The following is a 12,968-nucleotide window of genomic DNA, read 5'->3' as shown; positions in this document are numbered from 1 at the left end:
TCAGTTAAACCAACCCCAAGCCAACCAGAATCATGTCAATCAACTTGATCCCCACGAACGGCACGACAATCCCGCCCAGCCCGTAGATCAGCAGGTTACGACGCAGCAACTGCGCAGCATTGGCCGCCTGAACACGCACACCGCGCAGGGCCAGCGGGATCAGCACCACGATGATCAAGGCGTTGAAAACGATGGCCGAAAGGATCGCGCTCTGCGGGCTGGCCAGTTGCATGATGTTCAGCACGCCCAGTTGCGGATAAATCGCGGCGAACAACGCAGGCAATATCGCGAAGTACTTGGCAATATCGTTGGCAATGGAAAAAGTCGTCAGCGCACCGCGGGTCACCAGCAACTCCTTGCCGATCTGCACCACGTCCAGCAATTTGGTCGGGTCGCTGTCGAGGTCGACCATGTTGGCCGCTTCCCGGGCAGCTTGCGTGCCGTCATTCATGGCCATGCCGACGTCGGCTTGAGCCAGCGCCGGAGCGTCGTTGGCACCGTCACCACACATCGCCACCAGACGGCCGTCGTTCTGCTCGGCACGAATACGCTCAAGCTTCTTCTCTGGGGTAGCTTCAGCCAGCACATCATCAACCCCGGCTTCAGCGGCAATCGCCGCAGCGGTCAGCGGATTGTCTCCGGTCACCATCACAGTACGAATGCCCAGCTTGCGCAGCTCGGCAAAGCGTTCACGGATGCCTGGCTTGACCACGTCCTTGAGGTGAATTGCGCCGATCAATTTCTTGTCGACACACACCAGCAGCGGCGTACCGCCAGTCTTGGCGATGCCGTCGATTTCCCGGGCCAGCGACGCGGGCAAATCACTGCGTTGCATGTCGACAAAAGCCAGCAGCGAATCCACTGCGCCTTTGCGATACACACGGTTCTGATAGTCCACGCCAGACAAACGGGTTTCAGCGCTGAACGGCACACCGGTAACGTCGGCAGGTTTTGGCTCAACCATCGGGTGCAGATTGCGTAGGTACTCGACGATGGATTTACCTTCCGCCGTGTCGTCGGCCAAGGAAGCCAGCAGCGCGGCTTCGCTGAGTTCTTTCGGGGTGACGCCTGGCGCGGCATAGAGCGCACTGCAACGACGGTTACCGAAGGTGATGGTGCCGGTCTTGTCCAGCAGCAGCACATGCACGTCCCCCGCCGCCTCCACGGCACGCCCGGATTTGGCGATTACGTTAAGGCGCACCAGACGGTCCATCCCGGCAATACCGATGGCCGACAGCAAGCCGCCAATCGTCGTCGGAATCAATGTCACCAGCAGCGCCACCAGAAACACCAGAGGCAAGCTCCCGCCCGCAAAATGGGCGAACGGTTGCAGGGTTACCACGACCAGCAGGAAGATCAGCGTCAGGCCGATCAGCAGGATATCCAGCGCCACTTCGTTGGGGGTTTTCTGCCGTTTGGCGCCTTCCACCAGAGCAATCATGCGGTCCAGCGTGGATTCGCCAGGGTTGCTGCTGATGCGCACCAGCAACCAGTCCGAGACCAGCCGGGTATTGCCGGTAACCGCCGAGCGATCACCACCCGACTCACGAATCACTGGCGCGGACTCACCGGTAATCGCCGCTTCGTTGACCGCAGCAATACCTTCGATGACCTCGCCATCGCCGGGAATTATTTCCCCGGCCTCGACTCGCACCACGTCGCCTTTACGCAGGGCGTTGGCGTTGACTTCGCTGAAACGCCCCGACTCATCACGACGGCGCGCTTTCAGGCCTTCACTGCCCGCTTTGAGGCTGTCGGCTCGCGCCTTGCCACGACCTTCTGCCAAGGCTTCGGCGAAGTTGGCGAACAGCACGGTGAACCACAACCACAACGCGATTTGTACCGCTACGCCAGTGGAAACAGCCGGATCGGGGATCAGGCACAGCACGGTGGTAAGGATCGCGGTCAGTTCCACCACCAGCATGACGGGCGAGCGTGCCAACTGCCGAGGGTTCAGTTTGACGAACGCCTGAATCAGCGCCGGGCGCCACAAGGCGGAGAAACCGGTTTTCACCGTCTCGGGGGCTGGCTGTGCTTGCACAGGCTTTGGTTCGGGCGATGCGGGTTTAGCGATAGGCATATTCATGGTCGGCTCCTCAGAAACCCAGACTCAAATGTTCGGCAATCGGTCCCAGTGCCAGGGTCGGCAGGAACGTGAGGCCGCCGACAATCAGGATCGTCATGGTCAGCAGGGTGACAAACAGCGGGCCGTGGGTCGGGAAGCTGTTCAGGCCCAGTGGCGCGCTCTTCTTCATCGCCAGGCTGCCAGCCAGTGCCAGCACCGGCAGGATGTAGCCGAAGCGGCCGATGAACATCGCGAGGCTGAGCATCAGGTTATGGAACACAGTGTTGGCGCTGAAGCCACCAAATGCCGAGCCGTTATTGGCCGTCGCCGAGGTGTAGGCGTACAGCAACTGGCTGAAACCGTGCGGGCCGGGATTACTGACCGACGCTATCGAGGCAGGCAAACTTGCCGCGATGGCACCCAGCACCAATACGCCGACCGGCATCACCAGCAACGTAGCCACCAGCAACTTGACCTCATTGGCCTGCAGTTTTTTACCGAGGTATTCGGGGGTACGGCCGATCATCAATCCGGCGAGAAACACGGCGATCAGCACGTTGAGCAGCATGCCGTTCAGACCAACACCGACACCACCGAAGATCACTTCGCCGACCATCATGTTGGCCAGCGCCACCATCCCGCTCAGCGGGTTGAGGCTGTCATGCATGCCATTCACAGAACCGTTGGACGCGGCCGTAGTTGCGGTCGCCCACAACACGGTGCCGGTGGTACCGAAACGACTTTCCTTGCCTTCCAGCGGAGCGGTCTGTTCCACATTGGCGACATTCAGTGTCGGATTAGGCTGATATTCGGCCCACATCGACACCGCACCGCCAATGATCAGCAAGGTCAGCATGCAGGCCATGATTGCCCGGCTCTGACGCATGTCTTTAACGTAATGGCCGAAGGTGAATACAAGAGCCGCCGGGATCAACAGAATCGACGCCAGCTGAAACAGGTTGCTCCACGCGGTCGGGTTCTCGAACGGGTGCGCCGAGTTGACACCGAAGAAGCCGCCACCGTTGGTGCCCAGTTGCTTGATCGCGATCTGGCTGGCAGCCGGACCCATGGGCAGGCTTTGATCAGCGCCTTGCAGGGTCAGCGCATCAATGTAGTGAGCGAAGCTTTGCGGCACGCCCTGCCAGACCAGCAACAACGCCAGCACGATGCACAATGGCAGCAAGCCATAAAGCGTGACGCGGGTCATGTCGGTCCAGAAGTTACCGAGGTTCTGTGTCGAGCGACGGCTGATGCCACGGCAGAGCACCAACAGCACGGCGATACCGGTCGCGGCGCTGACGAAGTTCTGCACGGTCAGGCCGACCATCTGGCTCAGGTAACTGAGCGACGCTTCGCCGCTGTAGGCCTGCCAGTTGGTGTTGGTGACGAAGCTCATGGCGGTGTTGAACGCGAGTGACCATTCCATGCCCGGTAATTGTTGCGGGTTAAGCGGCAGAGCGCCCTGCCCCAGAAGCATCGCGAACAGCAGGACGAAACCGGCGAGGTTGAATGCCAGCAAGGCCCAGAGGTAGGTTTTCCAGTTCTGCTCGACAGCCGGATCAACGCCCGACAGGCGATAGCAGAGGTTTTCCACCGGTCGCAGAACCGGCGTCAGCCAGGTGCGCTCGCCTTCCACCACTCGGTAGTAGAAACGCCCTAACAATGGCGCGGGCAGCAGCACCAGTACGAGGAAGGCCAGAATCAATAGATAGTCATAGCTGTGCATGGCGGCTCCGCTCCTAGTTCTGGCCAGCGCGTAACAGCGCAACCAGCAAGTAGATGAACAACCCTGCGGCCAATAACAGTGATACCCCGTCTACAGCGCTCATCGAATTACTCCGTCTCTACGGCGATTGCCGTGTGTGGAGTAATTGTCGTGAGAGTGGGTGTAAAGGAACGAGAGCGAGGGGTGGGGAGCGGCGTAAAGATGGCGTAAAGATGGCGATTTTTGTGTGTATATCCGTTGGTGTGGTAACGGCTGATATTGGTTGCGCTTTTACAGCGCCTCACTTTTGAAAGGAGCGCAAAAGTAAGCAAAACGCTCTTGCCCCACCACTGGGTGCCTCGCTGTCGCTCGGCATACCCGTAATCCGACATTGCTGCGTGGGGCCGCCGCCACCGGCCATCCATGGCCTGAGGCGGCTAAACCGGCATCCCTGCCGGTTTGCCCCACGCAGCAATGTCGAATTCCGGCCGGCGTGGTTTAACGGGGCGCTTAAGATCAAAATCAAAAGCAGAGCAGATCAAAAGCAGAGCGAGAGCGGTGGTATGGCCTCGGACCGGTACAGACTGTGTGAAAACCCTCAGACAAAAACAAACTGCGCGCGCTCACGTGAAATCTTTAAAAGTTTGTGTGGGTCACAGACCTCAAACTCACGCAGGAGCGCGGTTTTTTGAGCGTTTTTTAGCCAGCTAATTGGCTCGTGAGGTTTTCACACAGTCTGGGTAGGAGCGAACTTGTTCGCGAGACATCAGCAAAGCCAAAACAGACATCGTCTGACACACCGCTTCGCAGCCTTCGGCAGCTCCTACAGATGCCCGGCAAACCCACACAATCAGGTCGGCTGTCAGGCCGCCGCGCTTTTGATTTTGATCTGAGGCGCCCCGTTAAATCACGCTGGCCGAACGCAGATTCTGAAGCGTGGGCAACCCGGCAGGACGCCGGGTTAGCCGCACCGGGCCATGGATGGCCCATTGCGGCGGCCCACGGTTCAGGATCTGCGGGCGGGTACACCGAGCGACAGCGAGGTGCCGAGTGTTGGGGCATGTACGGATCAACCACATGGGTTACAAAAAAGTGCATTCACATAGGTGACACTTTGATTGAGACATAACCGTTTTTTGCATCTCTCGCATTCACGTGGCCCAAGATCACCGGACCGAAGATTACATTCCATACCCCATCACCGATCATCTCCATTCCGATGGTCTGGTGACAAAGTAAATTGCCCACATAAACCCGCATGCCTCCTCCGATTGATGATTCCGCTACTGTCGGCCAGGTAACTCTCAATATGGCTCGCATAGGTCATTTCCGGTAGCGTTTCTGGGTACATTCGAGTTGAAGGCGTATAGCAAGCAGCAGGCGTTTTCTGGCCAAGCGCCTCATGTCCACGCTCATAATTATAGTGCTGCAGGAAGCGATCAAAGTGGCGCTGCTGGGCCTCCCAGGCAATTGCCGACGGGTGAGGTAACGTACTTTTCAACGTCCGGTGCATACGCTCATGCCGCCCATTCTGATCTGGGCGACCAGGCTCGATCCGCTCAGGAATAATTCCAAGTCTCATCCACCAAATCGACAGTTGTGAAAGCCCTGCACGACTGGTGCTGGCAAACGGAATCCCATTGTCAGTACGAATACGCTCTGGCAGGCCGTATTCGCGAAAAACCCTTTCGAAGGTTTGCTGGGTTTCCTTGAGATTGGTGCTGCTCATGCTCTGGCAAGCCAGCAAAAACCGGCTGGCATGATCCATGATCGTCAGCGGATAACACCAAATCCCTGCTCCGGTCAGGTATTGGCCCTTGTAGTCAGCACTGAATAACTGGTTGGGATTTTCTGCCTTGCGTAAAGGCTTGGGATACACAGCCACCCGTCGGCGCAATGGCTTGGGGGTAATCAGATCAGCTGCCTTGAGAATGTTGTAAATGGTCGTTTTCGAGGGCGGATCCTGGTCTGGAAAACGCTGCATGAGGCTGTTCTGAATCTTTTTCGGACCGGGGATCGTCTCGCCAATTAAGCGAAACTCAACGATTGCCTGCTTCACCGCCAAGGGCACCACGTAGGTCTGGTTGTGGCGGCAGCGGCTACGTTCATCAAGCCCGCTCGGCCCCTCTGCCTCGTAACGCCTGATCCACTTATACCCAGTCTTTCGGCTGACCTCATAGTCCCGGCACAGCTGGCTAAGGCTGTGCTTCTGGGACAGGTAGTCGGCGATGAACATCACTTTAAGGTCCATAGGTTTCAGCTCTTTCCAGGGCATGGTCAGATCCTCGCGAAATCGACCCTGCCAGTTAAAAACTGTTACCTATGTGCGTGAACTGATTTGTAACCCATGTGGGTGAGTCATACCGGCAAGAGCCTTTTGGTTACTTTTGGGCTCTTTTCAAAAGTGACGCGCTGTAAAAGCGCAACCAATATCAGCCTTGAACGCGGTAACGGATATGTACACATAAATCACTAATGTACAGATGCCCGTTTGACCGCTACGCAATTGCCGTCATACCCACATCCCCAACCATCCGCACCCACTCAAAAAAAACACATCCAGATACATCTTTTAAATATGTAATGAGAATTAACACTGGGAGTATTTGATTCTCATCCGTCCTAGTAATATGCAGCAGTCCCGATGGCAACAGCCATAACTGCTTTTTATCGACACCCCTAGCCCGAAAGATAATCGGGCTGCTCCACACCGTGAAGCGAGACCGTTACTCCATGTCCAAGAAGTCCCGTTCAAAAATCTGGTTTCTAGTCCACAGCTGGCTGGCCCTGCCCATCTGGTTCTTCGTCCTGATCGTCTGCTTCACCGGGACGCTGGCAGTGGTGAGCAAGGAAATCATGTGGCTGGTCAACCCGGAAATGCGCGCAAACCCGCCGTCCGCCGATGCCCCGCGCCTGAGCTTCGAAGCAGTCAAAGCGACCATAGAGCGTAACGACCCGCAGATAAAAGTCGGCAGGATCTCGGAACCCGATGGTGACTACTTCGCCTTGAACGTTCGCGCCACTTATCCAGGTGGGCGCGCCGTTGTCGCATATGCGAACCCTTACACCGGGGTGCTTCAGGGGGTTGCGCCGTCGTTCGACTTCCCGGCGTTTACCCGTGCCCTGCATGGCTGGTGGCTGGTGCCCTTCACCAACGGCTTCTCCTGGGGCTGGTACATGGTGTCGCTGTTGAGTATTCCGCTGTTGGCCTCATTAGTGACCGGCCTGGTGGTCTACAAGAAATTCTGGAAGGGCTTTTTCAAACCCACCCTGCGCATCAGCCAGGGCGCGCGGATTTTCTGGGGTGACTTCCACCGTCTCAGCGGAATCTGGTCGATCTGGTTCATTGCTGTCATTTCCATCACGGGTATGTGGTTCCTGATTCAGGCCATCCTGTTCGATAACCAGATCAGTATTTCCAGCCAGTCGCCCATCGCCTCGGTCATTCCCCATGCCAGCGTGCCGCTGACCGCAGACGGCAGCCCGGCGCCGATGATCAGTCTCGATAAGGCCGTCGAGATTACCCGCGAGAAGATTCCCGGCCTTGAACCCAGTTCCATCAGCATGCCGCTCAACGCCTACAGCAACATCAGCGTGGCGGGCCGCAGTTGGTATCCGCTGATGTTCCAGACCGCGGAAATCAACCCCTATAGCGGTGAAATCGCTACCTCGCACCTGTTGTCGGATCGCTCGGCTCTGGAGTTCGTCACCGAATCCATGCGTCCTCTGCACACCGGAGATTTCGGCGGTATCTGGATCAAGCTGATCTGGACCTTCTTCGCGCTGATCCTGAGCATGATGGTCCTCAGCGGCCTGCTGATCTGGACCAAACGTACTGCTCAGGCCACCGTCAACGCCATCAAACGCAGTGAAAAACTCGAACGTGCCAGCCCCCGGCAACAAACGCTCGGACCCGTGGCCACCAGGATTCCGGAGAACACCCTGTGAGCAAGGCTACCGTGGCAACACAACCGTCGACCCTGGTCCGTTTCTGGCACAAATGGCGTTTTCACATAAACATCTTGCTGGTGCTGATCCCGTTGGGATTCATGCCCAAGTACTTCACCGAAATGGCCCTGTTCCGCGGTGACAGCGGCCTTGGCCAGCGCGAGATCGGTGAGGTTCAGGTCGGTCCGTGGAGCATCCGCATGGCGGAGTTCTTCGATGAAGCGCCCCGCCTGGAAGGTGCCTCCGGTTACACCAAAACGTTTAACGCCGCGCTCTGCGCCGAATGTGCGAACAAGGTCAAGGCGACCTATCTGCGCATCGGCAAGCCACGCAGCCTGCGTGCCGCCGGGGTGATTTTCTTTGGTTCGCCCTATCGCATGAGCGCCTTTATGCAGATTCCTGAACGCACCGACCCCGACGCTGACCTGTGGATCACCATGGAAGGCTGGGACGGTTCGATGCATCAGGCGTCCATTCCGTTATCACAGGCGTCCCCCGCGACCGTCGCCTGGCTGAAAAAACAAGGAGTCAAACCATGATCGGCAGACCTTATCTGCGCTGGCTGGGTGTCAAAGCACTGCCCTTGATGACAATGGGCCTGATCGGCCTGGGTCTGAGCAGCAATGCGCTGGCCCATAACCCGATGTGCGAGTGCAAACAGATCGATAACGAACAGATTCGCTGCACCGGCGGCTTTTCGGATGGCAGCGGCGCGCCAGGCGTGACCCTCGACGTGATCGGCTACGACGAAACCATTCTGGTGCCCGGCAAGCTGGGTGAAGACTCGACAGTCACCTTCAAAAAACCCGCTTCCGAGTTTTATGTCCTGTTCGACGCGGGCCCTGGTCACGTGGTGGAAATCGACCAAGCGGATATCGAAGCCCCATGAGTACGCCGACCCATCAAGTCGTCCGTCCGGCAGGGGCCGGTCACGAAACACTTTATGTATTGGCGTTGTGCCTGATCATTCTGCTGGTTGCCGGGACGGTCATAGGCTGGCACGGGGAACGCCAGGACGTGCAAAGCGTGGCAGCCCATGAGCTGGATGCCCGGCGAGACCTGACGGCGTCCGAACAAGGTATCTATGCCGACCTGCGCGTCACGCTGGACGAAATTCGCCTGTTGGCCCCCGAGCAAGTCACGCCGGTGACGCCGCAGCAACTCAGCGAGGAAGGTCTCGCCCCGTTTGTCGAGGACGCGAGTTCGGTCAGCCGTGGTGGTCATGCCTGGCGAATGATCGACAAGTCTTACCTCGGATTGAGCCAGAACCCCACCGTTGCAGGATCTTTTCTGTTGCGTATCGGAGCGACTGACGATGCTCAAGCTGAAATCTGGATCAATCGCAGTCCTTCGTTGAGCCAGGACATTACCGATGTCAGCGACAAGGCCCTGATCGGTTCGGGCTGGAAGCAAGTCGTCGCCCAGTTCGATGCAGGCGTGACTCGCCAGCACAAACACTGACCCCCTCGCACTCATTTGAAAGAAGACTGCTTGCCCATGCCTATTTCTCTGAAACGCCGCCCACTGCTGCGCGTGGTACTGGTCGGCCTACTGGCGACCCTCCTCTCTCCACTGGCCCATGCCGACGCGAAGCGCTTGCGGATTGGTATCACCCTTCATCCTTATTACAGCTATGTCGCCAATATCGTGGGTGACAAGGCCGAGGTCGTGCCATTGATTCCGGCAGGCTTCAACCCACACGCTTACGAACCACGTGCCGACGACATCAAGCGCATCGGTTCGCTCGACGTGGTGGTGCTCAACGGCGTAGGTCACGATGATTTCGCCGACCGCATGATCGCTGCCAGCGAAAAACCGGATATCCCGGTGATCGAAGCCAACGCCGACGTGCCGTTGCTGGCCGCAACCGGCGTGGCTGCTCGGGGCGCCGGCAAAGTGGTCAACCCGCACACCTTCCTGTCCATCAGTGCGTCCATCGCGCAGGTCAACAACATTGCCCGGGAGCTGGGCAAGCTTGACCCCGACAACGCCAAAACCTACACCACCAACGCCCGCGCCTACGGCAAACGCCTGCGCCAGATGCGCGCTGATGCACTGGCCAAACTGACCAAAGCACCCAACGCCGATTTACGGGTGGCTACCGTGCATGCCGCTTACGACTACCTGCTGCGTGAGTTCGGTCTGGAAGTGACTGCGGTGGTCGAGCCCGCTCACGGCATCGAGCCGAGCCCGAGCCAGTTGAAGAAAACCATCGATCAATTACGGGAGCTGGACGTGAAGGTGATTTTCTCGGAGATGGACTTTCCGTCCACCTACGTCGAAACCATCCAGCGCGAATCCGGTGTAAAGCTCTATCCGCTTTCGCACATTTCCTACGGTGAATACACTGCCGACAAGTATGAGAAGGAAATGGCAGGCAATCTGAATACCGTTGTGCGCGCCATTCAGGAGTCCGGAGCATGACCGCGGCTGAAAAGATCACGCTCACAGGCAACGGACCGGGCGTGGAATTCGCCGATGTCAGCCTGACCCTGGGCCGCACGGTGATTCTCGATCGCGTGAGTTTCAAGGTCAGCCCTGGCAGCATTCATGCTCTGGTTGGCCCCAACGGCGGAGGCAAAAGCTCGCTGATCAAGACCATGCTCGGCCAGATGCCTCATCAGGGCCAGTTGAGCCTGCAATGGCCGGGTTCGCCGGGACTCATCGGCTATGTGCCCCAGGCGCTGGAATTCGACCGTGGCCTACCGATCACCGTCGATGATTTCATGGCCGCCATGTGTCAGCGTCGTCCGGCGTTTCTCGGTCTGTCGAAACATTACGCTGCGGCCATCGGTGAGGCGCTGGAGCGAGTCGGCATGCAGGATAAACGCAAGCGACGCATGGGCGCTTTGTCCGGTGGTGAACGCCAGCGCGTGCTGCTGGCTCAGGGCTTGATCCCGGCGCCACAACTGCTGGTGCTCGATGAACCCATGTCAGCTCTGGATGAGGCAGGCATTCAAGTGTTCGAACGTCTGCTGGGTGACTGGCGCAAGGCAGGTATCACTGTGCTCTGGATCGAGCACGATCTGGAAGCGGTGAAAAGGCTGGCGGATAAAGTCACCGGCCTGAATCGCCGGGTGCTGTTCGACGAACCGGCAAACACCGCACTGACCCCGGATCGCCTGCTGACCCTGTTCTCTGCCCATCCTCGCGCTATTGATACCGACAAAGGGAGCGCTGCCTGATGGACTACGAGCAGTTTCGCCTTTTCATTCAAGGGTTGGCGTCGTCCGGTTATCTGCCGGAAGCATTGGCCTACGGCTTCGTGGTCAACGCATTGCTGGCCGGGTTGCTGATCGGTCCGGTCCTCGGTGGTCTGGGTACGCTGGTGGTGGTCAAGCGCTTTGCGTTTTTCTCAGAAGCTGTGGGCCATGCCGCGCTGACCGGTGTTGCCGTCGGCATCCTGCTGGGTGAACCGTACACCAGCCCTTACGGCGCGCTATTTGGCTATTGCCTATTGTTCGGCATCGTCCTCAATTACTTGCGTAATCGCACCGGTCTGGCACCGGATACGCTGATCGGCGTGTTCCTCTCGGTATCGCTGGCTTTCGGCGCCAGCCTGCTGCTGATTCTGGCAGGCAAGATCAACATCCATATTCTGGAGAACGTGCTGTTCGGCTCGGTACTAACCGTCAATGGCGGCGATATTCTGGTGCTGGCGGTGGTCGGTTCACTGGTCATGGGCCTGAGCCTGCCGCTGTACAACCGGATCATGCTGGCCAGCTTCAACCCGCAGCTCGCGGCTGTGCGCGGCGTTGCGGTCAAAACGCTGGATTACCTGTTCGTGATTCTGGTAACGCTGATTACCGTCGCCGCAGTGAAGGTCATCGGCGCAATTCTGGTGGGCGCACTGCTGGTGATCCCGGCCGCTGCCGCCCGCCTGCTGAGCCAGTCGCTAAAAGGGTTCTTCTGGATATCGGTGGCCATCGCTACCGTCAGCACCTTGTGCGGCATTCTGTTGCCGATCGTTTTCGACCTGCCTGTACCGTCCGGCGCGGCGATCATTCTGGTCGCCGGTATGGCGTTCGCCCTGGCCGCCATCGCTCGCGGCACGGTACCGAGCCTCAAAGGGAATATTGGATAAATGTTGCGTAAATTGACCCTGGCACTCGCTGTTACCGGCCTTTTTGCCGCCAACGCTCACGGCGCATCCACTGCGCCTGAGAATCAGAAACCTGTGCGCGTGCTGGCCAGCCTGCCGATCACCTTTGGCCTGGGGCAGATTCTGCTCAAGGACAGCGGCGTGGTACTCGAACGCGCCGCAGCAGCCAACCTGCCTGGCTCACGCCAGACGGCGTACTTCACCGGTCGCGGTGTCGACGCATTGCGTAAATTGTCGGTGGATGCCGATGCGGTGATCGGTCTGCGTTCGATCTGGGCCGATGATCCGCTGTATCCCAATGCACGACGCAGCAATATCCGCATCGTCGAAATCGACGCCGCACGCCCAGTGGACGGCGGCTTGCCGGGTATTGCCGTGCAGCCGGGCCAGGGCGTGGATGGGCTGAACAGCCAACCGTGGCTTTCCAGCAACAATATGGGCCGCATGGCGGATGTCATGGCTGCCGATCTGGTGCGCCTCGCCCCCGCCGCCAAACCGCGCATCGAAGCCAATCTGTCGACCCTGAAACAGCAACTGCTGAAACTGACTGCCGATAGCGAAACGAGCCTGGCCAGCGCCGACAACCTCAGCGTGGTCAGCCTCTCCGACCATTTGAGCTACTTGATCAGCGGCCTGAACCTCGAACTGGCTGGCACGCAAATACTGCCCGACGATCAATGGACACCCGAAGCCCTGAAAAAGCTGACCGACACCCTTAAGGACAACGATGTGGCATTGGTCCTGGATCATCGCCAGCCGCCGGAGCCGGTGAAGGCTGCCATCAGCGCGGCAGGTAGCAAGTTGTTGGTCCTGGCCCTGGACGGTGAAGACCCACTGGCCGAGTTGCAGGGCAATATCGGACAGGTGACGCAGGCGCTGGTCGGGAAGAAATAACGGTTCGATGTATCTGCAATCTTGAGGGATTGAAGTACGTCTTATGTAGGAGCTGCCGAAGGCTGCGATGTATTTATCCTGACTTACCGCGATCGCAGCCTTCGGCAGCTCCTACAGATCCAGTGCTTGCCAAGCGAACGCAACCTCCACACTCAAACGTTTCCAGCCGCCCCAAAGCCGGGCATCCCGCACCAGTCGATGCCACCTTCGGTGACAGGCACGCCGCAGCCCACCAATACAAATCCTCTACAGTC

The 12,968-nt window shown here is 58.4% G+C and carries 11 protein-coding genes and 1 pseudogene; 8 read left to right on the top strand and 4 right to left on the bottom strand.

The annotated features are described in order from the left end of the window. Positions 1-4: 4 nt before the first annotated feature. From kdpB to K3169_RS12210, 4 genes and pseudogenes are all read right to left on the bottom strand, one after another. On the bottom strand, positions 5-2,080 hold the full coding sequence (gene kdpB / locus K3169_RS12225; RefSeq protein WP_263272275.1) for a potassium-transporting ATPase subunit KdpB: 2,076 nt from the start codon (positions 2,078-2,080) through the stop codon (positions 5-7). A gap of 16 nt (positions 2,081-2,096) precedes the next feature. Continuing rightward, on the bottom strand, positions 2,097-3,791 hold the full coding sequence (kdpA, locus tag K3169_RS12220) for a potassium-transporting ATPase subunit KdpA (protein ID WP_099268632.1): 1,695 nt from the start codon (positions 3,789-3,791) through the stop codon (positions 2,097-2,099). A 13-nt stretch (positions 3,792-3,804) separates the two neighbouring features. Then, the gene (kdpF, locus tag K3169_RS12215) at positions 3,805-3,894 is read right to left on the bottom strand and encodes a K(+)-transporting ATPase subunit F (protein ID WP_080237935.1); all 90 of its coding nucleotides are present in this window, start codon (positions 3,892-3,894) and stop codon (positions 3,805-3,807) included. A 974-nt stretch (positions 3,895-4,868) separates the two neighbouring features. Next, positions 4,869-6,045: pseudogene (locus tag K3169_RS12210) on the bottom strand (integrase core domain-containing protein). Positions 6,046-6,503: 458 nt separating this feature from the next. Between K3169_RS12210 and K3169_RS12205 the strand changes: the two are divergent. The 8 genes from K3169_RS12205 to K3169_RS12170 are packed head-to-tail and all read left to right on the top strand — an operon-like array spanning position 6,504 to position 12,714. Further along, positions 6,504-7,718, top strand: a complete 1,215-nt coding sequence (locus K3169_RS12205; RefSeq protein WP_263271720.1) for a PepSY-associated TM helix domain-containing protein — start codon at positions 6,504-6,506, stop codon at positions 7,716-7,718. Further along, entirely contained in the window at positions 7,715-8,257 is a 543-nt protein-coding gene (locus tag K3169_RS12200) for a thiamine pyrophosphate-binding protein (protein ID WP_263271718.1), read from the top strand. Before K3169_RS12205 ends, K3169_RS12200 begins: the two co-directional genes overlap by 4 nt. 47 nt (positions 8,258-8,304) lie before the next feature. Then, positions 8,305-8,607 (top strand): hypothetical protein, encoded by a 303-nt coding sequence (locus K3169_RS12195; RefSeq protein ID WP_099268941.1) that lies wholly within the window; start codon positions 8,305-8,307, stop codon positions 8,605-8,607. Further along, on the top strand, positions 8,604-9,179 hold the full coding sequence (locus tag K3169_RS12190; protein ID WP_263271716.1) for a DUF6162 family protein: 576 nt from the start codon (positions 8,604-8,606) through the stop codon (positions 9,177-9,179). Before K3169_RS12195 ends, K3169_RS12190 begins: the two co-directional genes overlap by 4 nt. Before the next feature lie 36 nt (positions 9,180-9,215). Next, entirely contained in the window at positions 9,216-10,142 is a 927-nt protein-coding gene (locus tag K3169_RS12185; RefSeq protein WP_122396131.1) for a metal ABC transporter substrate-binding protein, read from the top strand. Then, the gene (locus K3169_RS12180; RefSeq protein ID WP_263271715.1) at positions 10,139-10,903 is read left to right on the top strand and encodes a metal ABC transporter ATP-binding protein; all 765 of its coding nucleotides are present in this window, start codon (positions 10,139-10,141) and stop codon (positions 10,901-10,903) included. The genes K3169_RS12185 and K3169_RS12180 overlap by 4 nt, the downstream gene beginning before the upstream one ends. Further along, positions 10,903-11,802, top strand: a complete 900-nt coding sequence (locus K3169_RS12175; protein ID WP_263271714.1) for a metal ABC transporter permease — start codon at positions 10,903-10,905, stop codon at positions 11,800-11,802. Before K3169_RS12180 ends, K3169_RS12175 begins: the two co-directional genes overlap by 1 nt. Beyond that, positions 11,803-12,714: a metal ABC transporter substrate-binding protein gene (locus K3169_RS12170; protein ID WP_263271712.1), complete on the top strand. Its 912-nt coding sequence runs from the start codon at positions 11,803-11,805 to the stop codon at positions 12,712-12,714. Positions 12,715-12,968: the final 254 nt, after the last annotated feature.

Source organism: Pseudomonas phytophila, assembly GCF_025643095.1.
In the GTDB taxonomy this organism is placed as follows: Bacteria; Pseudomonadota; Gammaproteobacteria; order Pseudomonadales; family Pseudomonadaceae; genus Aquipseudomonas; species Aquipseudomonas quasicaspiana.
The sequence above is the reverse complement of the archived record's forward strand: the minus strand, read 5'-3'. Positions and strand labels throughout refer to the sequence as shown.

Bases quoted from the DNA above. Each gene is read 5' to 3' on its own strand.
- kdpB (WP_263272275.1), bottom strand. From the start codon at position 2,080: ATGCCTATCGCTAAACCCGCATCGCCCGAACCAAAGCCTGTGCAAGCA.
- kdpA (WP_099268632.1), bottom strand. From the start codon at position 3,791: ATGCACAGCTATGACTATCTATTGATTCTGGCCTTCCTCGTACTGGTG.
- kdpF (WP_080237935.1), bottom strand. From the start codon at position 3,894: ATGAGCGCTGTAGACGGGGTATCACTGTTATTGGCCGCAGGGTTGTTC.
- K3169_RS12205 (WP_263271720.1), top strand. From the start codon at position 6,504: ATGTCCAAGAAGTCCCGTTCAAAAATCTGGTTTCTAGTCCACAGCTGG.
- K3169_RS12195 (WP_099268941.1), top strand. From the start codon at position 8,305: ATGACAATGGGCCTGATCGGCCTGGGTCTGAGCAGCAATGCGCTGGCC.
- K3169_RS12190 (WP_263271716.1), top strand. From the start codon at position 8,604: ATGAGTACGCCGACCCATCAAGTCGTCCGTCCGGCAGGGGCCGGTCAC.
- K3169_RS12185 (WP_122396131.1), top strand. From the start codon at position 9,216: ATGCCTATTTCTCTGAAACGCCGCCCACTGCTGCGCGTGGTACTGGTC.
- K3169_RS12180 (WP_263271715.1), top strand. From the start codon at position 10,139: ATGACCGCGGCTGAAAAGATCACGCTCACAGGCAACGGACCGGGCGTG.
- K3169_RS12175 (WP_263271714.1), top strand. From the start codon at position 10,903: ATGGACTACGAGCAGTTTCGCCTTTTCATTCAAGGGTTGGCGTCGTCC.
- K3169_RS12170 (WP_263271712.1), top strand. From the start codon at position 11,803: ATGTTGCGTAAATTGACCCTGGCACTCGCTGTTACCGGCCTTTTTGCC.